We start from the raw sequence: 21,667 nt of genomic DNA on the forward strand, positions 1-21,667 counted from the left end.
GGGACGGCTTGCGCGAAAGGAAAGTCAAGAAGGGGATCTGCCCGGCGGCCAGGGGGTGGCTCTGCTCGGGTGTCCGGGGGATGTAACCGTCCCGGCCGGCCCCGCATTCCGGGGGGCCTCGCTCGGGTGTGACCAACCGGGGCGGCCCGCATTCGTTCCGGGGGTCCGGGCGGGGGAGCCGCGGCGGTATGCCATGTACAACGACCCCGGCCCGTCGGCCATTCCACCGCCGGGGTGGCCCCGACCACGGGATTCCGCAGCTCAGACCGGACATCGGGGCGGCAGCCACCCAACCGGAACCGGACATCCGGTGACGGACCGGCGAGGTGGGTGACGACCTCCGTCGAGTGGTCCGGCGTCGGCTATGGCATCCGATGCCCGTCCGGCCAGCATCCGCGGCGCGTTCCGACCCGTCCGGATCAGCACGGCAGGCAGACAGCCACCCCTCAACGGACCCGGGTGTTCGGCTCCCTTTGCGGGATGTCGCGGTATCCCCGCTGCGAGACACCGCGACATCCCGCAAACGGGGCGTACGACACGGCGTCGGCGGAGCGTGATCGGCCGAAGGTCAACTCCACCACGAACTCGTCGAGGCCGAAGGTGCGTCCGACCGCGGCCATCACCGCCGCCCCCGGTCGTGCAGCTCCAACCAGACGAAGGCCTTGCGGCCACGCCGGGGGCGGGCGTACGCGTCGGCGTAGTGCGGACGGCCGGGCTTCCGGCGGCCGTGGGCGTACACCGCGCAGTCGACCACCGCGTCCGGATTGGACCGCCGCGGCGTGGGCGCCTGGGCCTCGACCCGGCGGCCGAGCACCCGGTCGACCAGCGACCCCGGTCGCGGGATGAGCCGTGCCGCCGCCGCTCGCCGAGCCACCGTCCACCTCCGCCGCCGTGGTCCGGGGGCCCGCCGTGGTAGGGGGTGCTCCCATCGACGGTGGCGGGTCAGGACACGGCGGTGGCCCGCACGACGATGTTGTCGGAGTAGTCGCGGGAGCGTTCGTCGAAGCGCCCGCCGCAGGTCACCAGCCGCAGCGCCGCGGCGGGCCCGCCCGGGCCGTAGACCAGCGCGGTGGGAAAGCTCCGTTTCGGGTACGTTTCGACGCCGTCCACCGCGAACGTCACCGTCCGGCTGTCGGCGCGGGTGACCCGTACGGTGTCGCCGGGCCGCAGCCGTCCCAGGTCGAAGAAGACCGCCGGGCCGTCGCGGGTGTCGACGTGGCCGACGACCACCGCGTTGCCGGCCTCGCCGGGGCTGACGCCCGGCCGGTACCAGCCGGCGACGGTGGGACGGTCCAGCGGCGGCACCTCCAGTGTGCCGTTCGGGTCGCCGGCGACCGGGACCAGGTCGGCGTGGACGCCGATCGCCGGAATGTCGATGCGGACCGGTTCCGAGCGGGGCAGCACCGGCCCCGCTGATCCGCTGTGGTCGGCGCCGCGCGCGCCCGCGCCGGGCTGCGGCGGCCCGGCGGGGGTCACGGTGAGCCCGACGGTGATCAGGCTGAGCCCGGTCGCGCCGGCCACCGTCACCGCCGCGACCGCCGCCTGGGTACGCGTGAACCACCTGCCGAAGACCATCGCCTTCCTCCCCGACGGCGATGCGGTCGGGGTGCCCGCCCCGGTCCGGCCGGTGCGGGCACCCCTTCCAAGGGATGGTGTGAGGTCTGGGGTCAGGCGACCGTCGCGGCTGCCCGGCGTCGGCGGCGGACCAGGACGGTCGCCCCGAGCGCGGCGGCTCCGGCGAGTGCGCCGCCCGCGGCCAGCAGGCCGCTGGTGTCGTCGTCGCCGCCGCCACCGGCCGGCGCCGCGCCGATCGGCGTGACGGTGAACGTGGCGCTGCCGGCGGAACTGCCGTCACCGCAGGTGGCGGTCACCGTGTAGGTGCCGAGGGTGAAGCCGGCGGTGAAGAGTTCCGCGCTCAGTCCGCCGCCCGCTGCGGCGGTGGTGGAGCGGACGTTCTGGTCCCGGTTCGGGCCGGTGACGCGGAAGATCGCGTCGCCCGCGTTCGGGTTGCAGGTCGTCGCGGTGAGCACGACCGTCCCGCCGACCGGTGTGGTGGCCGGCGACACGATGGTGTCCGCGAGCGCGGCGGGCGGGAGTAGAAGCGTGCCGAGTCCCACGCCGAGCGCCGCCGATACGAGAACTGTCTGTGCCTTCATGCGCGTCTTCCCTCACTTTTCGTCCGCTGTCTGCGTGGGACGTCGTTCGGGTGGCCAACTCCGTAACTAGCACCGGTGTGGCCAACACTAGGAGGGTTGACCCCTGCGCCCGGCATAAATGAGAAATCTTCGTTGCCGTCCCGAGTTCTCCCTCCCGCCGGGGAGCTGCGGAACCGCCGGTACAGGACCGCGCCCACAACGCCTGCCGGGTCGTGCCCGATCGTGCCGGTCGTCCCGTTGTGGCGGGAAGCGGTCGCCTGCGGCGGGCCCATTCCCTTCTGGGAAAGAGTGTCCGGGTCGGCCGGACCGCCGCACCGGGACCGAAAGCGGCCCTCCAGTCCTACCGAGGAGGCAACGGGCCGAACGGGACGGTCGCGCCTGCGGCAGCTGGCCGAGCTGACGTGCCGCGACGCCGCGCGTTCGTCAGGCTCCACTGTGTCCTTCGGCGCGGAGCCGATGGCGAGCGGAATTCGTTCCCGGTGGCGGACGGCGGTCGACCCGGGTGGCCGGGAGCGCGGCGCCCGGCGGAGCGGGCGGGCACGCACGGCGCTCGTCGTGGTGTGTCCCCACGGCGACCTCGTCGTGGTGGGTCCACACCGGCGCGGTGACCGGTCTCCGCACCGGGTGCGTCCTGTTCGACGGCGCGAGCGAGGTCGCGGAACCTCACGCGTCAGCCGGCGGGCAGCGGGTCACCCGTCTCCAGCAGCGTCTTGAGGCTGGCCAGCAGCTCGGGCCAGCCGCCGCTGCCGTCGAGTTGGCCGCTGATCGCCCGGTACATCTCGCTGTCGGGGGAGAAGTCGTGGTGGGTGACCGTGAGTCGGACGGCGTCGCCGTGCGGGGCGATGTCGAAGGTCACCGTGGAGCGTCGCTCGCCGAGTCGGGCGGCGAGTTCCTCCTCCGACCAGCCGAAGAAGGCGGCGTGCTCCGGCTGGAAGCCGTGCCAGGTGTACGACAGCCGCCGGTACGGCTCGGCGACGAGCACCCGCTGCCCGAGGTCGGCGAACTCGCCGTCCGGCCCGTCCTGCCAGAGCAGCGGTGCGCCGGCCGTCCACTCCGACTTCAGTGCCACCCCACCCCAGTAGCGGCGGGTGAAGGCCGGCTCGGTCAGTGCCTGCCAGAGGCGTTCCGGGGTGGTACGGATGTAGGTGGTGTAGACGAAGGTGGGGCTCTCCATCGGCTGACGCTCCAATGCGGTCTGCAGGTCGGCGAGGGCGTGTGCCCGGTCGCGGTCGTAGCGGTGGATCCACCGCTCGTAGATGGCGTTGATCGGGGCGGCGTTGAGGTGGTGCAGCTTCTCCCGCCCTCGTCGCACGGTGGTCACCAGGTTCGCGGCCTCCAGCACGGCGAGGTGCTTGCTGACCGACTGGCGGGTCAGGTCGAGCCCGGCGCAGAGATCGCGCAGGGTCTGTCCGTTGCGGACGTTGAGGCTGTCCAGCAGGCGGCGTCGGCTCGGGTCCGCCAGCGCTCGGAACACCTCGTCCATGCCTCGCCACCCCCAACACGCAACCGCCTGGCTGCGTGTCCAGTGCACTGCTCAACCCGGCCGGCACGGCGGCCCAGCTAGCATCCTAGGATGCCTTAGAGGTCGTGTCGGCGGCTGCACGCCGTCGCCTCGACGCTGCTCTTCTTCCTCCGGCCACAGGGCTGAAAAACTCGACGGCGGCAGCAGGCACGAGTCGTTAGGGTCACGGCATGACGAAGATCGACACTGACCGGCTGGTCCTGCGCGACTGGCGGGAGTCCGACGTACCCGCGTGGGCGGCAATGAACGCGGACCCGCAGGTCCGGGAGTTCCTCGGCCCGCTGCTCACCGCCGAGCAGTCCGCCGCGTCGGTGCGGTACTTCCAGGACGACCTCGACCGCAAGGGGTACGGCTTCTGGGCGGTCGAGGTACGCGACACCGGCGAGTTCGTCGGCTTCACCGGCCTCGACGACGTCGACGAGGAAGTGCCCGTCACCGGCGTGGAGGTCGGCTGGCGGCTGGCCCGTTCCGCCTGGGGCCACGGCTACGCGACCGAGGCCGCCCGCGCCGCGCTGCGGTACGGCTTCGACACGATCGGGCTGGCGGAGATCCTGGCCATCACGACGGCGACCAACGTGCGCTCGCAGGCGGTGATGCGCCGCCTCGGCATGACCACCGACCCGGCGGAGGACTTCGACCACCCGGGCGAGCCGGAGACGCTGCGCCGCCAGGTCGTCTACCGGCTCCGCCTCGCCCCATGACCTTTCCTCCGGTCGGGACCAGGTGCGCGCAGCGCGCGTACCTGACGGTGGCGCCGTGCTGGACGGACCCGGCGCGGACATCGATCCGGATCAGGTGACCTGGTGGCCTGACCCCGGCCCGGACCCACCGTCGCGGTGATCCGATCGGTTCCGGCGGCCACACCGCTGCACGCAGCCTGCCAGCGTCCGCAGCTCCGGGCCGGGGTCAACGTGGTGATCGAAATGCACTCCGTCCGGGACGCCGAGGAGGTGCTCGTGACGACGCCCGCGCTGTCCCTGCCCGCGGAGACCCTGCGTCGCCTGGCCGCACTCGACCTGTGGCTCGACGTCGACCAGTACGTCTACTGAGGAGTGCGCCGCCAGAACTGGCGGGGGGCGTACCCGTCGCGGCGCAGCCAGTGCTCGGTGTAGACGATCCGCTCGGCCTCGACCACCACCAGCGGCCCGGTCGGCGGATCGTCCAGCGACCGGGACCGCTCCACGTGGTCGGACTGCCAGCGCACCGCCGGCCACCAGTGGTCGAAGTCCGCGTCACCCTCGTGCAGCACCCGGGCCCGGCCGAACAATTGCGCGCCACGGCTGCTGGCCTGGCCGACGAGCGGCGCGAACACCCCCACCGACACCCGCGGGTCGGCGGCGATGTTGCGCATCTTCGGCGAGGTCGCCGCAGCGGTGAACATGACCGCGAAGTCCAGGTGGAAGTAGCGGACCGGGGTGGCCAGGGGACCGTTCGGACCGGCGGTGGCGAGCACGCACATGTTCTGCGACGACAGCAGGTGGAGGATGCGTTCGGAGAGACGGTCGCGGTCGAGGCGGGCGGTGGGGGTGGGGCCGGCGAGCCAGGGGTTGGTGACGGGCATGCTGGATCTTCCCACTGCCGCCCGGTGTGGTCAGACCCGCTCGTAGATTGAGACGTGCTGGCGGCTGGCCGCGGTGAACGCGCCCCGGTGCCAGTCGTTCCAGCGTTCCCGCAGCCGCATGCCGGCCAGTCGCGCCATCAGGTCCAGCTCGCTGGGCCAGCAGTAGCGCAGCCGCAGCGGGCGCAGCGTAATGCCCGCCGCGTCGACGGTGACCCGCTGGTACGTGACCGCCTGCGCGACCGGGTCGTGCCGCAGGAACTCCATGTTCACCGAGTCCTCGGTGAGGGCGCGGGTGGCGACCCGCTGGTCCCGGTGGAACTCGGTGAGGTCCTGGATGAACGCCTCGACCACGAACAGCCCGCCCGGGGCGAGCACGTTGCCGACGTTGACGAAGCAGTCCACCTGCCGGGCCTGGTCGGGCAGGTTGAACAGCGTGTTGAACACCAGGTAGGCCAGGTCGAACGGGCCGTCCACCGCCACGTCGGCCAGGTCGCCGATGACGGTGGGGATCTCGGCCCCGCCGGGCCTGGCGCGCAGCCGTTCCGCCATGGCCGGCGACCCCTCGATCCCCTCCACGGCGATGCCGCGCCGGGCGAGGGGGACCGCGACCCGGCCGGTGCCGACGGCCAGTTCCAGGGCTCGGCCGCCGTCCGGCAGGAGGGCGGCCAGGAAGTCGACAGCCGGCGTCGGGTCGGGGTTGTTCCGGTCGTCGTACTCGTGGGCGTAGCGGTCGAAGAAGGCCGGATCGTTCAGTCCGCTCATGCGGTTGACCCAAGCATCGACGCCGGTGCCCTCGCCACCGGATTTCTCACCGCTTGCGCGCCTGGAGGGTGTACGTCTGCGCCAGCCGCCACGGCCGCTCGGCCAGCCGCCACTCGCCGTCGGCGTCCTTGACCTGCCGGCCGGGCAGCGCGACCCAGGGCGCGCTGTCGTGCTCCTCGAGCATGGTCAGGTCGAGGCCGGCGTCGAGCAGGGCGGTGACCACCTCGCCGAGGCCGTGGTTCCACTCGTGGGTGGTGTTGTGCCGGAACGTCACCTCGGTGCTGACGTAGGTGCCCGGCTCCTCCCAGACCAGCGGTTCCGGCCGCTCGAAGTACGGGTGCTCCACCACCAGCAGCCCCTCCGGGTGGCTCTCGTCCAGCGCCCAGAGCATCGGGTGGCCCTCGCGCAGGAACAGCCGGCCGCCGGGCCGCAGCAGCGCGGCCACCACGCCCGCCCAGCGGCGGATGTCGGGCAGCCAGCACAGCGCCCCGACGCCGGTGTAGACCAGGTCGAAGCCGCCCGCGCCGAGCACCTCGGGGGCGTCGTAGACGTCGGCCTCGACGAAGTCGACAGCGGCGCCGGCCCGCTCGGCCAGGGCGCGGGCCTGGGCCAGGGAGGCGCCGGAGAAGTCCAGCCCGGTCATCCGCGCGCCGAGCCGGTGCAGGGAGACGGTGTCGGTGCCGATGTGGCACTGCAGGTGCACGCCGCGCAGGCCCGTCACGTCACCGAGGCGCGGCCGGTCGAAGCGGACCACCTCGCTGAGGTACGCCGGGTCGGCGGCGAAGCGCTCCACCGCGTAGTCGGGCGACGCGGCGTGGGCGGGGGCGCGCTCGTCCCAGTTGGCCCGGTTGAGGGCGCGGTAGTCGGTCACCGGCGCACCGTCGCACATCCACCGCCGGCGCTCAACGGGGATTCGCCGGCCGGGGAAGATGGTAGGTTGCCTCGCCGTGACGGGGGAGCGGTGGGACGGGCGGTTCGCGAAGCTGTGGGCGGCGAGCACCATGTCGGCGCTGGGCAGCGGGATGGCCACGGTGGCGGCGCCGCTGTACGTGGCGGCGCGGACCGACGACCCGCTGGTGGTGTCGGCGGCGTCCGGGGTGGCGTGGCTGCCCTGGCTGCTGTTCGCCCTGCCCGGCGGGGTGCTGGCGGACCGGGTCGACCGGCGCCGGCTGATGGTCGTCATCGACTGGGTACGCGTGGCCGCCCTGGCGGTGCTGGCCGGCGCGATGCTGACCGGCCGGGCCGGGGTGGCGCTGCTGTACGTGGTGCTCTTCGTGGTCAACACCGGGGAGATCGTGTTCCGCTCGGCCAGCCAGGCGATGCTGCCGGCGGTGGTGCCGCGGGCCCGGTTGGAGCGGGCCAACGGCTGGCTGGGTGGCGGCACCACGTTGGCCAACGGAATGCTGGCCGGCCCGCTCGGCGGCTTCCTCTTCGTGGTCGCGGAGAGCATCCCGTTCCTGGTCAACGCCGGCACGTACGCGCTCAGCGCGGTGCTCGTCGCGCTGGTCGCTGGGTCGTACCGGGGTGCGCGGGAGGCCGGGCGCCCGGCGGTGCGGTCGGTACGGGCGGAGATCGGGGAGGGGTTCCGCTGGCTGCTGGGGCAGCGGCTGCTGCGCACCATGGCGGTGCTGATCGGGCTGCTCAACCTGACCCTGACCGCGGCGCTGGCGGTGCTGGTGCTGCTCGCCACCGAGCGCCTGGGCCTGGACTCGGTCGGCTACGGCCTGCTGTTCACCTGCATGGCGGTGGGTGGGCTGCTCGGCGCGGTGGTCGGCGACCGGCTGGTCGCGGCGATCAGCGCCACCTGGACCATCCGGATCGGGCTGCTGGTCGAGGCGGGACTGCACCTGGCCCTGGCGGCGTCGACCAGCGCCTGGCTGATCGGCGGCGCGCTGTTCGCGTTCGGGGTGCACGGCGCGCTGTGGAACATCGTCGCCAACTCGCTGCGTCAGCGACTGACCCCGCCGGCGTTGCTGGGGCGGGTCGGTGGCACGACGCTGTTCATCGCGGCGGGCGGCAACTGCGCCGGTGCGCTGCTGGGCGGGGTGATCGCCGCGACGTTCGGGTTGGCCGCGCCGTACTGGGTGGGGTTCGTGGTGGCCGTGGGGGTGTCGGCCGCCACCTGGCGGGTGTTCGACCGGGCCACGGTCGCGGCCGCGTACGCCGACCCCGGTGACCGGCAGCCGGTCCGGGCCGGCTAGCGGTCAGCGGGGCGCGACGGGCAGCACCTCGCCCCGCGCGGCGGACCGGTGCGCCAGCTCGATCAGCTCCACGGTGGTGACGGCGTCGCGCGGGTCGACCGGCATCGGCGTGCCGTCCCGCAGCGCTGCCGCGACCTGGGCGTAGAAGTCCTGGTAGCGGCCGGGGTCGGTGGGCACCGGACGCAGGTCGCCGTCGACGCCGAGCCGGCCGTACCGCTCGGGCGGGACCTCGCCCCAGCCCGGCGCGTCCGGGCGGCTCCCGGCGCGCAGCGCCTCCTCCTGCACGTCCAGGCCGTAGCTGGTGTAGGCGGCGCGGTCGCCGAGGACGCGCAGCCGGGGCCCGAGCTGCGCGGTCACGGCGCTCATCCACAGGTGGGAGCGGACGCCCCCGGCGTGGGTGAGCGCCACGAAGGCGTCGTCGTCGACCTGCGCGGCGGGCCGCCGCCGGTCCACCTCGGCGTACACGCTGCGCACCGGCCCGAACAGCTGCACCGCCTGGTCGACGAGGTGGGCGCCGAGGTCGTAGAGGGCGCCGCCGGCCTCGCCGGGGGTCGCGCTCTCCCGCCAGCCCTCCTTGATGGCCGGCCGGAAGCGCTCGAACCGGGACTCGAAGCGGGTCACCCGGCCCAGCTCGCCCCCGGTGATCAGGCGGCGGGCGGTCAGGAAGTCCCCGTCCCAGCGGCGGTTCTGGAACACCGTCAGCGGCACGCCGCGCCGGTCCGCCTCGTCGACCAGGGTGCGGCCCTCCGCCGCGGTGACGGCGAGTGGCTTGTCCACCACGACGGCCAGCCCGGCCGTGACGGCGGCCCGGGCCATCGGCACGTGCAGCCGGTTCGGCGTCGCCACCACGATCAGGTCGAGGCTGTCCGCCGACTCCCACAGCCGGTCGGCGTCGTCGACGACGCGGGCGTCCGGGTGGTCGTGGCGGGCCTGCTCCTGCCGCTGCGGGTTGCCGGTGACGACGGTGTCCAGCTGCAGCCCGGGGGTCGCGGTGATCAGCGGGGCGTGGAACACCCGGCCCGCCAGCCCGTACCCGAGCAGTCCGACCCGCAGTGCTGCCGGCGCGGCGTCCGCCATGGTGTTTCCCCCGTTTTCCCGTCGTTCCCTGGTGGTGCCAGGTCCTGCCGGTACCGAACCTACGCGTCGTCCCCGACGGGGGGTGACGGGTGGTCAGCGGGGAGCCGGGTCGGTCACCCAGCCGGTAACCAGGAGCAGGCCGGTGGGGCGGTGCACGGCGAGGAACCCGAACGGGCGGTCGGTGTCGAAGCTGACCCGCCGGGCGCGCACACGGTGTGCCGGGGCGGGGCCAGCAGCGGGTACGCCCCGGCGCCGGAGAGGACGGTCTGCCGGCCGTCGACGAGGGCGGCCCAGTGGGCGGTGAGGGCGTTGGCGTGCGTGCTGCTCATGCCGGCGCACCGTACCGGCCTCGTGGCGTGCCGTGGGGGCAGCGCCCGGCGGGGGCTGGGGGTGTGGCAGCGTGGTCGGGTGGACAACGTCGACCTGGCCCTCGTCGGTGGTGGCGGCGCCGGTTCCCTCGTCCTCGCCGCGCTGGATCGGCACGGTGCGCGTGACCTGCGGATCGCCGTGGTGGACCCGGTGCGCAGGCGCGGCCAGGACCGGACCTGGGCGTTCTGGGGGACGCCCGGCAGCGACCTGGAGCCGATGCTCAGCGCCAGTTGGCGGCAGGTGGAGGTGTGCACCCCGGCCGGGCGGCGGCGGCTGGACCTCGCCCCGCTGCGGTACGCGATGCTGCGCTCCGCCCCGGTCTACGAGCGGGCGGCCGAGGCGCAGCGGCGGCTCGGCGCCACCCGGTTCGACGTGGCGGTCGGCGCCCTCGACGACGACGGCGGGTCGGTGACCGTCCGGGACGCCGACGGCGCGGCGCTGCTGCGGGCCCGGTGGGTGCTGGACTCGCGACCCCGACCGCCCCGGCGTGCGGGGCGGACGAGCTGGTTGCAGCACTTCCGTGGCTGGTGGCTGGAGTCGGCCGTTCCGGTGTTCGACCCGGGCCGGGCGGTGCTGATGGACTTCCGCACCCCGCAGCCGGCCCGGGGTGTCTCGTTCGGCTACGTGCTGCCGGTCAGCGACCGGTACGCCCTGGTCGAGTACACCGAGTTCTCCCCGGCCGCGCTGACCGACGCCGGGTACGACGCCGCGCTGCGCGGCTACGCCGACCTGCTCGGCCTCGACCTGGCCGCGCTGACCGTGCGGGAGGTCGAGAACGGGGTGATCCCGATGACCGACGCCCCGTTCGAGGGCCGGCCGTCCCCGCGGGTGGTGCGGCTGGGCACCGCCGGCGGGGCCACCCGACCGTCGACCGGGTTCACCTTCTCCGCGATGCACCGACAGGCCGACGACATCGCCCGGGCGTTGGCCGGAGGCCGGGCCCCCGTGCCCCGGCCGGCGTACCCCCGCCGGCACCTGTGGATGGACGCCGTCGCGCTGCGGGCTCTGGACTGCGGGGCGGTCGGCGGCCCGGAGTTCTTCGACCGGCTCTTCGACCGCAACCCGGCGCAGCGGGTGCTGCGCTTCCTCGACGGCGCCACCACCCCGGCGGAGGACCTGGCGGTGATGCGGTCCAGCCCGCTGCTGCCGATGACCTCGGCGGTGGTCGGTGACGCCGTCGGGCGGCTGCGCGCCCGGCTGCGGCCCGGGCCCGTTCCGGCAGCCGCCGGCCCGGCCCCGCACCGGGCGGGTCGGACCGGCTCGTAGGTGCGACCCGCGCGGGTCACGGCCGCCCCTCAGCTCCCCGACGAACGGCCGGCGGCCGGGACACCGGACCCGGTCTGCACCGCGTTGTGGAACCGGCGGGGGTGGCTCGGCCCGGCGCGCCGGGCCGGCCGCGCCGACCGACGGTGGTCGGCAGCGGTAGGTTCTGCGACATGGTGGACGTGGCGACCGGCAGGGTCGTGGAGATCTGGACCGACGGGGCGTGCAGCGGCAACCCCGGCCCGGGCGGCTGGGGCGCGCTGCTGCGGTACGGCGGCCACGAGCGGGAGATCTGCGGCGGCGAGGCGACCCCGACCACCAACAACCGGATGGAGCTGACCGCCGCCATCGAGGCGCTGGAGAGCCTGACCCGGCCGGTCACCGTACGGCTGCACACCGACAGCACGTACGTGCGCAACGGCATCACCGGGTGGCTGGCCTCGTGGAAGCGCAACGGCTGGCTGACGGCGGCGAAGCAGCCGGTCAAGAACGCCGACCTGTGGCAGCGTCTGGAGGCGGCCTGCGCCCGGCACGAGGTGACCTGGCTGTGGGTCAAGGGGCATAACGGGCACCCGGAGAACGAGCGGGCGGACGCGCTGGCCAACAAGGGGATGACCGAGGCGCGGGCGGTCCCGCCGCTCAGCGGTGCAGCAGGCGCTCGCGCAGGGCGATGACCAAGGCGTCGTCGGCGCCGAGCGCGTCGCGGGCGTAGCCGCGTACCGAGCCGTGCGCGGCGGTCAGGTCGGCCAGGAAAAGCTCGATGACCCGCGCGGGCGCCCGGCCGTACGAGGGCCAGTGCAGGGTGCGCCCGGGGTGGTGGGCCCGCCAGGTGGTGACCAGCCGGTCGGTGGCCAGTTCGGTGAGCGCGAAGTCCTCAGCGATCTGCCGCTCGTCGACGTCGAGCAGCGCCAGCACCAGGGCGGTGAGCAGGCCGGTGCGGTCCTTGCCGGAGGCGCAGTGGAACACCAGCGGCCCGTCGGCGGTGGCGATCGTCTCCAGCGCCTGCCGCAGTTCGGTCGTCCCGTCGGCGGCGACCTCGGCGTACCGGTCGGCGAGGTAGCGCCACGGGTCGACGGCCGGGTCGATCTCCGCCTGGTCGTACGGGCGGTGCTCGATGCTGAGGTTGAGCCAGGTCAGGCCGTCCAGGTCGGGAACCCGCCCGCGCGCCGCGATCTCCGACGGGTAGCGCAGGTCGATGACGGTGCGCACGCCGAGCGCCTGGAACCGGTCCAGGTCGTCGCCGGCGAGCCTGCTCAGCGCGTCGGACCGGTAGAGCAGCCCCTACCGGACGGTGCGGCCGTCGCCGGCGCGCCACCCGCCCAGGTCCCGGAAGTTGTGCAGCCGCGCGAACGGGAGATGCCGGGTCACGTCCGGCACTGTAACGGGCGGTGCCCGGACGCGGCGTCCCGTGACGCCGCGCCGGGCCCGGCCGGACGACGCCGGCCGGGCCCGGCGCGGGCCGGCGCCGCTACACCTCCCGCGCGGGGTTGACCGCCTCCTCCTGGGCGGGGTCGGCCGTGCCGGAGACCGCGTCCACGTCGTAGCCGGCGCGGCTGGTCTCCCGGGCCGAGAGGTGCTCCTCGGCGGGCAGGTCCGCGAAGTCGTCGCCGGTGTCGTCCGTGTTGCGCAGCGAGTCGCCCGGCGGGCGCAGCGACGCCTCGTACGCGGGGGTGCCATCCGGTTCGTCGGTGCTGGCCCGGTCGGTGCGCTGTTCTTCCGTCATGCCGACCTACCTGCCCGTCTGGCCGGCCGGCAAACACCCTGGGTCAGCGGCGGGGCCCGCGTCCGCGCCGGGCCGCCGGGCGGGTGCGGCGGACCGGGGTGAGGCCCAGCCCGGACCAGTGCGCCGGGTGGCGCAGCGCCGGCGGCAGCGCGGTGCGCCGGTCGCCGCGGGCCGCGTCGAGCTGCGACTGGTGCAGGAAGAGCGCGCCGGACAGGTCGGCGCCGCGCAGGTCGGCACCGCGCAGGTCCGCGCCGGTGAGGTCGGCCAGCCGTAGATCCACGCCGCGCAGGTCCGCGCCGATCAGGCACGCGCCGCGCAGATTCGCCCCGACCAGGCGCGCCCCGCGGAGGTCGGCGCCGAGTAGGGCCGCGCCCCGCCGGTCGGCGCCGTCGTGGCCGGTCCGGGCCAGCTCGCTGGCCCGGACCAGCAGCGGGTTCATCCGCCCCCGGTACGCGTCGACGTCCACGGCGCGCAGCGTGTCGGCGTTGCCGGCGGTGCGGCGTCGGGTCTCGTCCACGGCCGCCCGCAGCTCGTCGTGCAGGGTGCCGGCCGGGGTCAGCGCCAGCGCCTCGGTGAGGTACCAGAGCAGCTCGTGCAGCGGGCGCACGACGGCGAAGGTGGCGAACATGGCCGACGCCGTCGCCGGGTCGTCCCGCCAGTCCCGCCCGCCGAAGGTGACCTGGGTGACCTGCTGGCCCGCGCCGAAGCAGTCGAAGACGGTGCAGCCGGGAAAGCCCCGCTCGCGCAGTTGCGGGTGGATGCCGCAGCGGGAGTCGGCGCGCAGGTTCGGGCAGGGCTGGCCGGCCGGCTTGTCCAGCGCGAAGTCCGCCGAGGCGGCGAAGGCGGGGGCAACGCAGCACAGGCCGACGCAGCGGGCGCAGTCGGCGTGCAGCTCCGCGCCGCCTCCGGGTGTGTCGGACATGCTGACCGGTCTCCCACTGGTTGTTCGTTTCCCCGGCCGGGTCACCGGGCCCGGCGTGCCCATTGTCCGCCAGCGGGGCGCCGGGGCCGCCGGGGAGGTCGCCCGATTCGACGTCGGCCGCGCTGCCCGCTCCGTATGTGGGCCAGTCCAGGACGGCCGGGGGTCGGGGCATGGACGACAGCGAGTGGGGGGGCAAGGCGCTGCTCACCGCACTGACCGCCGCCCGGGGAAGTCCGCCGCCCGAGATGGCCATTCGGCTGACAACCTGACGCCGCCGTCGCGGCAACCGGATTGCCCGTCGATATCGGATCGTTGCCGAAGCCTGACAACGTAATTGCGTCGTTACGGCAAGGAGTCGTCGCCGACACCGGATCGTTGTCGATGGACGACAACCGATTCCGTCGTTACCGGAACGATTCTTTTCCGTGTCCGCGCGCGGTTTACCGTCGGCTCATCGCATACATTCGCCGTCGATGAGGGGGCTCGCGATGAGCGACATGTCCCACCCGCCCTCGCTGTCCACGCCGCGCGACCCGGATTTCGTCGATGCGGCCGTCGCCGTCAATTCCCCGGCCGACGTGCCGCCGTCGCGGGAGCGCCGGGAGATTGTCGGCAGATCCCCCAACCAACTCGCCTGGCTGCGGCTCAAGCGGGACCGTACCGCCCTGGTCAGCTCCGTCGTGCTCGCCGTCGCGGCCCTGGTGGCGCTCGCCGCGCCGCTGATCGCCCGGCTCACCGGAATCGACCCGACGGACAAGTTCGTCGACCGGCTCAACGATTTCGGGATGCCGGTGGGATATGCCGGCGGCATCGGTGGCGACCACCTGCTCGGGCTGGAGCCGGGCAGTGGCCGGGACATTTTCCTGCAACTGGTCCACGGATTGCGGACCTCGTTGTTCATCGCATTCGTCTCGGCGCTGCTCGCCTCCGTCATCGGGGTCGGCATCGGTATCGTCGCCGGCTACGCCCGGGGCTGGTTGGACAGCTTGATCAACTGGTTCGTCGACGTCACACTGGCGTTCCCGTTTCTCATCTTCGCGCTCGCCGTCATACCGATCCTGGAGGACCGCTTCTACACCGAACGGGAAGCGCCGCCGCCCGGTTTCCGCATCGCGTTGATCATCGCCACCTTCGGGCTGTTCAGTTGGACGTACACGGCCCGCCTGGTGCGGGGTCAGGTGATCTCGCTGCGCGAGCGCGAGTTCGTCGAGGCCGCCCGGGCCGCCGGCGCGGGCACCGCACACATCCTGTTCCGCCAACTGCTGCCGAACATCTGGGCGCCGATCCTGGTCACCGTTTCGCTGAACGTGCCCCAGTTCATCGCCGTCGAGGCGGCCCTGGCGTTCGTCAACATCGGCGTCACCGAACCCACCCCCGACCTCGGCCGCATGATCTACAACAGCATCGGCTACGTCGCGAGCGACCCCTGGTACACCCTGTTCCCCGGTTTGACGATCTTCCTGCTGGTCCTGGCGTTCAACCTGCTCGGTGACGCGCTGCGCGACTCGCTGGATCCGCGGTCAACCCGGTAACCCCCCGGCCATCGGTGCACGTACGCCCGGCCGGCGGGGGCCGGCCGGCGGGAAGGGAGAACACCGTGCGAGGAAGAACCCGAACACTCACCTGTAGTGTCCTGGCCGTGGCGCTCGTCGCCGGCGGCTGCACCAGGACCACCGACTCCGGCGGCGGTGGCGAGGAGAAGAAGACCAAGACCCAGACCGGGTCGATCTCCTACGAGGCCGCCGACAACCAGGGACCAGCCGCCGCCGTCAACGGCGCCACCCGCGGCGGCACCGTCACCGTCATGCAGGTCTCCGACTTCGAACACCTGGACCCGGCCCGCAACTACGTCAACGTGCAGCAGGTGACCGGCGGGCTGCTCTACCGGTCACTCAACGGCTACAAGGAGAACGGCAGCGGTCAACTGCTGCTCGTCGGCGACCTGGCCACCGACCCCGGCAAGGACGTCGACGGCGACTGCAAGGTCTGGGAGTTCACCCTTCGCGACGGGGTGAAGTACGAGGACGGCTCGCCGGTGACCAGCCGGGACGTGGCGTACGGCATCGGCCGCTCGTTCGCCCCGAGCCTCAACGAGGGCCCCCACTACATCCAGCAGTGGCTGTACCCGGGCGGGGTGTACAACGCCACCTACAAGGGACCGTACGACGGCGGCAAGCCCGTACCGGACGGCATCACCACCCCCGACGACCGCACCATCCGATTCACCTTCCCGCAGCCGCACTGCGACATGCCGTACGCCGCGGCGCTGCCCACCAGCGCGCCCGTGCCCGCCGGCAAGGACACCCGCGACCAGTACGACCTGCGGCCGTTCTCGTCCGGGCCGTACAAGGTGAAGTCGTACCAGCGGGACGTGGCGTTGGAGCTGGAGCGCAACCCGAACTGGGACCCGAAGACCGACCCGCTGCGCACCGCCTACCCGGACGGATTCCGGTTCACCTTCGGCCTGGAGTCGGCGCAGATCGCCGAGCGGCTGGTCGCCGACGCCCCGGCCGACCAGGCGTCGATCAGCTGGGTGGACGTGCCGCCGGCGGTGCTGCCCCGCACCACCTCCGGCGGGGTCGCCGAACGGGTCGTCAAGGGCCCCACCCAGTACACCTGGGTGCTGAACATCAACACCCAGCGGGTCACCGACCTGAACATCCGCAAGGCGTTGAACTATGCCGTCGACAAGGACGCCGTACTCAAGGCCGTCGGCGGGCAGGCGGCCGGCTCGCCGGCCACCACCCTGATGTCCCCGACCACCGCGGGCTTCAAGACGTACGACGTGTTCCACGCCCCGATCAACGGCGACAAGGCCAAGGTGGCCGAGCTGTTGGCCGGCCAGCGGCCGAAGCTGGTGCTGGCCCACTCCAACATCGAGCTCCGTACCCAGCAGGCCGAGGCGCTGCGCAAGAACCTCACCGACATGGGCTTCGACATCGTGATGAAGCCGATCGAGAACAGCAGCTACTACGACGAGATCGGCCGGAAGAACAACCCGTACGACCTCTACATCGGCGGCTGGGGCTCGGACTGGCCGACCGGCTCCACCATCATCCCGCCCCTCTACGACGGCCGCGAGATCGTGGCGGAGGGCAACAACAACCTGTCCTACCTCAACGAGCCGGCCGTCAGCGCCGAGATCGACCGGATCCGCAAACTCCCGGCGGCCGAGCAGGACGCCGGTTGGACGGCGCTGGACGAGAAGATCATGCGGGAGTACGTGCCCGTCGTGCCCTGCTACTACGACGCGGCGTACGAGCTGCGCGGATCCAAGATCGGCAACGCCTTCCTCAGTGACGCCTACGGCATCCTCCAGGCCAACACCATCTACGTGAAGCAGTGACCGCCGGTGGGGGCGGCACCCGGTGCCGCCCCCACCCCCTCGTCGCAGGAGGGGTCCCCGTGCTCCGTTTCATCCTCCGGCGGCTGCTCGTCGCGGCCGCCACCCTCGTCGTCATCAGCCTGGTCACCTTCGGGCTCTTCTTCGCGGTGCCGAGCAGCCCGGCCAAGGTGATGTGCGGCAAGAACTGCACCGCCGAGGACATCGCGCAGGTCGAGGCCCGGCTCGGCATCGACCAGCCGCTGCCCCGGCAGTACACCGACTTCGTCCAGGGCGTCTTCGTCGGCCGCACGTACGGCGAGGGCGACTTCGCCCGCCGGTGCCCCGCGCCCTGCCTGGGCTACTCGTTCCGCAACAACCAGCCGGTCACCGAGATCATCGCGCAGCGCCTCCCGGTGACCGCCAGCATCGTCGCCGGCGGGGCGGTCATCTGGCTGCTGCTCGGCGTGACCCTCGGCATGGTCTCGGCCCTGCGCCGCGGCACGGTCTTCGACCGGGCGGCGATCGGCGTGACCCTCGCCGGCGCCTCCATGCAGGTGTACTTCTTCGGGCTGATCCTGCTCTACGTCCTCGTCTACGCGACCGGACTGCTGCCGTTCCCCAGCTACACACCGCTGACGCAGAACCCGCTGCGCTGGGCGGTCGGGCTGCTGTTGCCGTGGATGACCCTGGGCTTCCTCAACTCCGCCCTCTACGCCCGGCTGTCCCGGGCGCAGATGCTGGAGACCCTCTCCGAGGACTTCGTACGGACCGCCCGGGCGAAGGGGCTCTCACCGCGGCAGGTTCACCTCCGGCACGCCCTGCGGGCCGCGATCACCCCGATCGTGACCATCGCCGGCCTGGACATCGGCACCTCGCTCGGCGGCACCTTCATCACCGAGAGCATCTTCGGCCTCCAAGGGCTCGGCAAGGCCACCGTCGAGGCGGTGCAGTTCCTCAATTTGCCGCTGGTGATGGCCACCGTGCTGTTGGCGGCGGTGTTCATCGTGGTCGCCAACATCGTGGTCGACGTGCTGTACGCCGTCATCGACCCGCGGGTGCGACTGAACTGAAGGGAGCGTGACATGACGACGTCAGCGGTCCCGGCCCCCCGCCGGGGGTCGGCCCCCCACCTGCGCGTGGAGGAGCTGCGGGTCCACTTCACCACCACCGACGGGGTGGTACGCGCGGTGGACGGCCTGTCCTTCGCCGTCGACCAGGGCCGCACCCTCGGCATCGTCGGCGAGTCCGGCTCGGGCAAGAGCGTCACCTCGCTGGCGGTGCTGGGGCTGCACGACCGGCGGCGTACCCGGATCTCCGGGCGGATCCTCCTCGGTGGCCGGGAGCTGGTCGGGCTACCGGAGGAGGAGGTGCGCCGGCTGCGGGGCCGGGACCTGGCGATGATCTTCCAGGATCCGTTGTCGGCGTTGCATCCGTACTACAGCGTGGGCAGGCAGATCACCGAGGCGTACCGGGTGCACCACCCGGGGGCGGGGACGAGGGAGGCTCGGCAGCGGGCGGTGGACATGCTGGGGCGGGTGGGGATTCCGCAGCCGGCCCGGCGGTTCGACCAGTATCCGCACGAGTTCTCGGGTGGGATGCGGCAGCGGGTGATGATCGCGATGGCGTTGGTGAACGACCCGGATCTGTTGATCGCCGACGAGCCGACCACGGCGCTGGACGTGACGGTGCAGGCGCAGATCCTGGATCTGCTGGCGGACCTGCAGGCGGAGTTCCACTCGGCGATCATCCTGATCACCCATGACCTGGGCGTGGTGTCGCAGGTGGCGGACGACGTGCTGGTGATGTACGGGGGCCGGGCGGTGGAGCGGGGGAGTGTGGAGCAGGTGTTGCGGCGGCCGCAGCATCCGTACACCTGGGGTCTGTTGTCGAGCGTGCCGTCGTTGCACGGTGACGCGGACGCGGACCTGCTACCCATTCCCGGCAACCCGCCGTCGTTGATCAATTTGCCGTCGGGCTGCGCGTTCCATCCGCGCTGCCGGTACGCCGACCGCAACGGCGACCGGTCCCGCACTCAGGCGCCGGAGCTTCGGCAGGTGGTCGAGCGCGGACATCTGGTGGCCTGCCACCTGACGGAGGCGGAGCGCCAGCGGATCTACCGGGACGAGATATCGCAGGTGGGGGTGGCCCGATGAGCGGCGTCGTCCCCGAGCGGCACGCCCGCTCCGGGCAGCCCGGTGAACCACTGTTGCGGGTGCGGGGGTTGGCGAAGCACTTCCCGGTGCGGAGCGGGTTCCGGTCGACGGGGGTGGTGCGGGCGGTCGACGGGGTGGACTTCGACGTGCGGCCGGGGGAGACCCTGGGTGTGGTCGGTGAGTCGGGCTGTGGGAAGACGACCACGGGTCGGATGCTGGTGCGGTTGTTGGAGCCGACGGCCGGGACCATCGAGTTCGGTGGGCGGGACATCACGCATGCGCCTCGGCGGGAGTTGCGGCCGTTGCGGCAGGACCTGCAGATCATCTTTCAGGACCCGTACGCGTCGTTGAACCCGCGGCACACGGTGGGACGCATCGTGGCGATGCCGTTGCAGGTCAACCGGATCACCCCGCCGGGTGGGGTGAAGGCCCGGGTGCAGGAGTTGCTGGAGCTGGTGGGGTTGAATCCGGAGCACTACAACCGGTATCCGCACGAGTTCTCCGGCGGACAGCGCCAGCGCATCGGGATCGCCCGCGCCCTGGCACTGCGGCCGAAGCTGATCGTGGCCGACGAGCCGGTCTCCGCCCTGGACGTGTCGATCCAGGCGCAGGTCGTCAACCTGCTGCGGGACCTGCAACGCGAGCTGGGGCTGGCGTTCGTGTTCATCGCCCACGACCTCGCGGTCGTGCGGCACTTCTGCCAACGCGTGGCCGTGATGTACCTGGGCAAGGTCGTCGAGATCGGCGACCGCGCCGACATCTACGAACGCCCGCAACATCCGTACACCCGGGCGCTGCTGTCGGCCATCCCGGACGTCACCACGCTGGGCCCGGCCGGGCGGATCCGGCTCGCCGGGGACGTGCCGAACCCGTTGAACCCGCCCTCGGGCTGCCGGTTCCGCACCCGCTGCTGGAAGGCCCAGGACCGCTGCGCCACCGAGGAACCCGCCCTGACTCCCCGTGACGGCGGCCGACAGGCCACCGCCTGCCACTTTCCCGAGGCCGACCCGGTGGACCGGGCCGGCCCACCGGCACGCCCGGGAGGTCCTGGGTGAACGGATCGACGTTCTCCTGCCCGGTCATCGGGGTGGACATCTCGCCGGGGGCGAGTTTCTCGTATCGCTGCGGCATGGCTGGGCACCACCCCACCCGGGTTCCCCCAACCCCGGCAGGTGTGACGTGCGGCGCGACGGGTAGCCGGCAGGTCATGGAGCTGGTCGAGGAAGCGCCCTACCGGTTCCGCATCGACCGGCACGACCCGATGCGGGTGCCCGGGGTGGTGTTCGCCACCCGGTCCCTGCTGCCCGACGTCGGGGCCGACCGGTCGCTGGAGCAGGTGGCCAACGTCGCCACCCTGCCCGGCATCGTCGGCGCCTCCTACGCCATGCCGGACGTGCACTGGGGCTACGGCTTCCCGATCGGCGGGGTGGCCGCCACCGACCTGGCCGACGACGGGGTGGTCTCGCCGGGCGGGGTCGGCTTCGACATCTCCTGCGGAGTACGGCTGCTCGCCGCCGACCTGGACCGCGCCGAGCTGGACGGCTCGCTGGGCGCGGTGATGGACGGGCTGAGCGCCGGCACGCCGCGGGGCATGGGCCGGGGTGCGGTGTGGCAGCTCGCCGACCGGGCCGAACTCGACGCGGTGCTGCGCGGCGGCTCCCGGTACGCCGTCGAGCGGGGCCACGGGATCGCCCGCGACCTGGAACGCTGCGAGGACTCCGGCGCGGTCGACGACGCCGACCCGACCCAGGTGAGCGAACGGGCCGTGCAGCGCGGGCAGCAGCAGGTTGGCAGCCTCGGCTCCGGCAACCACTTCCTCGAGGTGCAGGCGGTCGAGGAGGTCTACGACGACCAGGTTGCCGCCGCGTTCGGGCTGCGCGCGGGGCAGGTCTGCGTCATGATCCACTGCGGCTCGCGCGGCCTCGGCCACCAGATCTGCACCGACCACGTGGGGATCATGGAGCGCGCCATGCCCCGGTACGGCATCCAGGTCCCCGACCGGCAGCTGGCCTGCGCGCCGGTCTCCTCCGCGGAAGGGCGCGCGTACCTCGGGGCGATGGCGGCCGCCGCCAACTACGCCCGGGCCAACCGGCAACTGCTGGCCGAGTCGGCCCGCCGGGTCTTCGCCGCCCGCACCGGCCGCGCCCTCGACCTGGTGTACGACGTGTCGCACAACCTCGCCAAGATCGAGACCCATCAGGTCGACGGGGCCACCCGCCGGCTCTGCGTGCACCGCAAGGGCGCCACCCGGGCAATGCCCCCGGGGCACCCCGACCTCCCCGACGACCTGCGCCCGGTCGGCCAGCCGGTGCTGATCCCCGGCTCGATGGGCACCGGCTCGTACGTGCTGACCGGCGTGCCGGGCGCGCCGGCCTTCGCCTCCACCTGCCACGGCGCGGGCCGGGTGCAGAGCCGCCGGCAGGCCACCAAGGCGGAACGCGGACACGACCCCCGCCGCGAGATCGAGGCGCGGGACATCGCGGTGCGCGGGGCGTCCCGGCGCGGCCTGGCCGAGGAGATGCCGGCGGCGTACAAGGACATCACGGCGGTGATCGAGGCGTCCGAGGGCGCCGGGCTGTGCCGGCGGGTGGCCCGGCTGGTCCCGATCGGGGTAGTCAAGGGGTGAGCCGCCC

General features: G+C 73.0%; 23 protein-coding genes and 1 pseudogene. 11 read left to right on the forward strand and 13 right to left on the reverse strand.

The window, feature by feature from the left end:
• Positions 1 to 446: 446 nt before the first annotated feature.
• The 5 genes and pseudogenes from AB0I41_RS27430 to AB0I41_RS27450 all read right to left on the reverse strand — a co-directional run bounded on the left by AB0I41_RS27430 (position 447) and on the right by AB0I41_RS27450 (position 3,639).
• Positions 447 to 620, reverse strand: coding sequence for a hypothetical protein (locus AB0I41_RS27430; RefSeq protein WP_357113282.1), 174 nt, complete (start codon positions 618 to 620; stop codon positions 447 to 449).
• 17 nt (positions 621 to 637) lie between these two features.
• Positions 638 to 760: pseudogene (locus AB0I41_RS27435) on the reverse strand (magnesium transporter CorA); the annotation flags it as partial.
• A gap of 182 nt (positions 761 to 942) precedes the next feature.
• Complete coding sequence (locus tag AB0I41_RS27440; protein ID WP_357113284.1) at positions 943 to 1,575, reverse strand: class F sortase; 633 nt, start codon at positions 1,573 to 1,575, stop codon at positions 943 to 945.
• Between the two features lie 92 nt (positions 1,576 to 1,667).
• Complete coding sequence (locus AB0I41_RS27445; RefSeq protein ID WP_357113286.1) at positions 1,668 to 2,156, reverse strand: hypothetical protein; 489 nt, start codon at positions 2,154 to 2,156, stop codon at positions 1,668 to 1,670.
• A gap of 670 nt (positions 2,157 to 2,826) precedes the next feature.
• Entirely contained in the window at positions 2,827 to 3,639 is an 813-nt protein-coding gene (locus AB0I41_RS27450) for a metalloregulator ArsR/SmtB family transcription factor (protein WP_357113288.1), read from the reverse strand.
• Positions 3,640 to 3,848: 209 nt separating this feature from the next.
• Here AB0I41_RS27450 and AB0I41_RS27455 point away from each other — a divergent pair, with 209 nt between their 5' ends.
• Positions 3,849 to 4,379: a GNAT family N-acetyltransferase gene (locus AB0I41_RS27455; RefSeq protein ID WP_357113290.1), complete on the forward strand. Its 531-nt coding sequence runs from the start codon at positions 3,849 to 3,851 to the stop codon at positions 4,377 to 4,379.
• Positions 4,380 to 4,514: 135 nt separating this feature from the next.
• A complete protein-coding gene (locus AB0I41_RS27460) occupies positions 4,515 to 4,727 on the forward strand; it encodes a hypothetical protein (protein ID WP_357113292.1) in 213 nt (70 codons plus the stop codon).
• Here AB0I41_RS27460 and AB0I41_RS27465 read toward each other — a convergent pair.
• From AB0I41_RS27465 to AB0I41_RS27475, 3 genes are read right to left on the reverse strand one after another with little or no spacing between them, the layout of a single operon-like run.
• Positions 4,721 to 5,239, reverse strand: a complete 519-nt coding sequence (locus tag AB0I41_RS27465; protein WP_357113294.1) for a pyridoxamine 5'-phosphate oxidase family protein — start codon at positions 5,237 to 5,239, stop codon at positions 4,721 to 4,723. The two genes, AB0I41_RS27460 and AB0I41_RS27465, sit on opposite strands and share 7 nt — an antisense overlap.
• Before the next feature lie 30 nt (positions 5,240 to 5,269).
• Positions 5,270 to 6,001 carry a class I SAM-dependent methyltransferase gene (locus AB0I41_RS27470; protein WP_357113296.1) on the reverse strand — a complete coding sequence of 244 codons (732 nt, stop codon included), beginning with the start codon at positions 5,999 to 6,001 and terminating at the stop codon, positions 5,270 to 5,272.
• 46 nt (positions 6,002 to 6,047) lie between these two features.
• Positions 6,048 to 6,872, reverse strand: a complete 825-nt coding sequence (locus AB0I41_RS27475) for a class I SAM-dependent methyltransferase (protein ID WP_357113297.1) — start codon at positions 6,870 to 6,872, stop codon at positions 6,048 to 6,050.
• 76 nt (positions 6,873 to 6,948) lie between these two features.
• Between AB0I41_RS27475 and AB0I41_RS27480 the strand changes: the two genes are divergently transcribed.
• A complete protein-coding gene (locus tag AB0I41_RS27480) occupies positions 6,949 to 8,202 on the forward strand; it encodes an MFS transporter (RefSeq protein ID WP_357113299.1) in 1,254 nt (417 codons plus the stop codon).
• A 3-nt stretch (positions 8,203 to 8,205) separates the two neighbouring features.
• Here the strand turns inward: AB0I41_RS27480 and AB0I41_RS27485 are convergent, their stop codons facing one another.
• Both AB0I41_RS27485 and AB0I41_RS27490 read right to left on the reverse strand, forming a co-directional pair.
• The gene (locus AB0I41_RS27485) at positions 8,206 to 9,279 is read right to left on the reverse strand and encodes a Gfo/Idh/MocA family oxidoreductase (RefSeq protein ID WP_357113301.1); all 1,074 of its coding nucleotides are present in this window, start codon (positions 9,277 to 9,279) and stop codon (positions 8,206 to 8,208) included.
• A gap of 113 nt (positions 9,280 to 9,392) precedes the next feature.
• Positions 9,393 to 9,608, reverse strand: a complete 216-nt coding sequence (locus AB0I41_RS27490; RefSeq protein ID WP_357113303.1) for a hypothetical protein — start codon at positions 9,606 to 9,608, stop codon at positions 9,393 to 9,395.
• A 61-nt stretch (positions 9,609 to 9,669) separates the two neighbouring features.
• Here AB0I41_RS27490 and AB0I41_RS27495 point away from each other — a divergent pair, with 61 nt between their 5' ends.
• Positions 9,670 to 10,914 carry a lycopene cyclase family protein gene (locus AB0I41_RS27495; protein ID WP_357113359.1) on the forward strand — a complete coding sequence of 415 codons (1,245 nt, stop codon included), beginning with the start codon at positions 9,670 to 9,672 and terminating at the stop codon, positions 10,912 to 10,914.
• A 170-nt stretch (positions 10,915 to 11,084) separates the two neighbouring features.
• Entirely contained in the window at positions 11,085 to 11,585 is a 501-nt protein-coding gene (gene rnhA, locus AB0I41_RS27500) for a ribonuclease HI (RefSeq protein WP_357113305.1), read from the forward strand.
• Here the strand turns inward: rnhA and AB0I41_RS27505 are convergent.
• The 3 genes from AB0I41_RS27505 to AB0I41_RS27515 form a co-directional block, all read right to left on the reverse strand.
• Positions 11,551 to 12,189, reverse strand: a complete 639-nt coding sequence (locus AB0I41_RS27505) for a tyrosine-protein phosphatase (protein ID WP_357113361.1) — start codon at positions 12,187 to 12,189, stop codon at positions 11,551 to 11,553. The two genes, rnhA and AB0I41_RS27505, sit on opposite strands and share 35 nt — an antisense overlap.
• A gap of 190 nt (positions 12,190 to 12,379) precedes the next feature.
• Entirely contained in the window at positions 12,380 to 12,634 is a 255-nt protein-coding gene (locus AB0I41_RS27510) for a hypothetical protein (protein WP_357113307.1), read from the reverse strand.
• A gap of 43 nt (positions 12,635 to 12,677) precedes the next feature.
• A complete protein-coding gene (locus AB0I41_RS27515) occupies positions 12,678 to 13,556 on the reverse strand; it encodes a pentapeptide repeat-containing protein (RefSeq protein WP_357113309.1) in 879 nt (292 codons plus the stop codon).
• Positions 13,557 to 14,029: 473 nt separating this feature from the next.
• On the opposite strand from AB0I41_RS27515, the gene AB0I41_RS27520 reads away from it, so the two are divergent.
• The 6 genes from AB0I41_RS27520 (at position 14,030) to AB0I41_RS27545 (ending at position 21,660) form a co-directional block, all read left to right on the forward strand.
• A complete protein-coding gene (locus AB0I41_RS27520) occupies positions 14,030 to 15,088 on the forward strand; it encodes an ABC transporter permease (RefSeq protein ID WP_357113311.1) in 1,059 nt (352 codons plus the stop codon).
• 107 nt (positions 15,089 to 15,195) lie between these two features.
• The gene (locus AB0I41_RS27525) at positions 15,196 to 16,902 is read left to right on the forward strand and encodes an ABC transporter substrate-binding protein (protein WP_357113313.1); all 1,707 of its coding nucleotides are present in this window, start codon (positions 15,196 to 15,198) and stop codon (positions 16,900 to 16,902) included.
• A gap of 59 nt (positions 16,903 to 16,961) precedes the next feature.
• Complete coding sequence (locus tag AB0I41_RS27530) at positions 16,962 to 17,951, forward strand: ABC transporter permease (RefSeq protein WP_357113315.1); 990 nt, start codon at positions 16,962 to 16,964, stop codon at positions 17,949 to 17,951.
• Positions 17,952 to 17,963: 12 nt separating this feature from the next.
• Complete coding sequence (locus AB0I41_RS27535; protein WP_357113317.1) at positions 17,964 to 19,034, forward strand: ABC transporter ATP-binding protein; 1,071 nt, start codon at positions 17,964 to 17,966, stop codon at positions 19,032 to 19,034.
• Positions 19,031 to 20,089, forward strand: a complete 1,059-nt coding sequence (locus AB0I41_RS27540) for a dipeptide ABC transporter ATP-binding protein (protein WP_357113319.1) — start codon at positions 19,031 to 19,033, stop codon at positions 20,087 to 20,089. Before AB0I41_RS27535 ends, AB0I41_RS27540 begins: the two co-directional genes overlap by 4 nt.
• Positions 20,090 to 20,241: 152 nt before the next feature.
• Positions 20,242 to 21,660 (forward strand): RtcB family protein, encoded by a 1,419-nt coding sequence (locus tag AB0I41_RS27545; protein WP_357113321.1) that lies wholly within the window; start codon positions 20,242 to 20,244, stop codon positions 21,658 to 21,660.
• Positions 21,661 to 21,667: the final 7 nt, after the last annotated feature.

It is taken from the genome of Micromonospora sp. NPDC050200 (genome assembly GCF_040656135.1).
In the GTDB taxonomy this organism is placed as follows: Bacteria; Actinomycetota; Actinomycetes; order Mycobacteriales; family Micromonosporaceae; genus Micromonospora.

Excerpts from the sequence above, each read along its gene's own strand:
- AB0I41_RS27465 (WP_357113294.1), bottom strand. The coding sequence starts at position 5,239 with ATGCCCGTCACCAACCCCTGGCTCGCCGGCCCCACCCCCACCGCCCGC.
- AB0I41_RS27430 (WP_357113282.1), bottom strand. The coding sequence starts at position 620 with ATGGCCGCGGTCGGACGCACCTTCGGCCTCGACGAGTTCGTGGTGGAG.
- AB0I41_RS27545 (WP_357113321.1), top strand. The coding sequence starts at position 20,242 with ATGGAGCTGGTCGAGGAAGCGCCCTACCGGTTCCGCATCGACCGGCAC.
- AB0I41_RS27455 (WP_357113290.1), top strand. The coding sequence starts at position 3,849 with ATGACGAAGATCGACACTGACCGGCTGGTCCTGCGCGACTGGCGGGAG.
- rnhA (WP_357113305.1), top strand. The coding sequence starts at position 11,085 with ATGGTGGACGTGGCGACCGGCAGGGTCGTGGAGATCTGGACCGACGGG.
- AB0I41_RS27520 (WP_357113311.1), top strand. The coding sequence starts at position 14,030 with ATGAGGGGGCTCGCGATGAGCGACATGTCCCACCCGCCCTCGCTGTCC.
- AB0I41_RS27540 (WP_357113319.1), top strand. The coding sequence starts at position 19,031 with ATGAGCGGCGTCGTCCCCGAGCGGCACGCCCGCTCCGGGCAGCCCGGT.
- AB0I41_RS27450 (WP_357113288.1), bottom strand. The coding sequence starts at position 3,639 with ATGGACGAGGTGTTCCGAGCGCTGGCGGACCCGAGCCGACGCCGCCTG.
- AB0I41_RS27445 (WP_357113286.1), bottom strand. The coding sequence starts at position 2,156 with ATGAAGGCACAGACAGTTCTCGTATCGGCGGCGCTCGGCGTGGGACTC.
- AB0I41_RS27440 (WP_357113284.1), bottom strand. The coding sequence starts at position 1,575 with ATGGTCTTCGGCAGGTGGTTCACGCGTACCCAGGCGGCGGTCGCGGCG.
- AB0I41_RS27510 (WP_357113307.1), bottom strand. The coding sequence starts at position 12,634 with ATGACGGAAGAACAGCGCACCGACCGGGCCAGCACCGACGAACCGGAT.
- AB0I41_RS27490 (WP_357113303.1), bottom strand. The coding sequence starts at position 9,608 with ATGAGCAGCACGCACGCCAACGCCCTCACCGCCCACTGGGCCGCCCTC.
- AB0I41_RS27485 (WP_357113301.1), bottom strand. The coding sequence starts at position 9,279 with ATGGCGGACGCCGCGCCGGCAGCACTGCGGGTCGGACTGCTCGGGTAC.
- AB0I41_RS27470 (WP_357113296.1), bottom strand. The coding sequence starts at position 6,001 with ATGAGCGGACTGAACGATCCGGCCTTCTTCGACCGCTACGCCCACGAG.
- AB0I41_RS27515 (WP_357113309.1), bottom strand. The coding sequence starts at position 13,556 with ATGTCCGACACACCCGGAGGCGGCGCGGAGCTGCACGCCGACTGCGCC.
- AB0I41_RS27535 (WP_357113317.1), top strand. The coding sequence starts at position 17,964 with ATGACGACGTCAGCGGTCCCGGCCCCCCGCCGGGGGTCGGCCCCCCAC.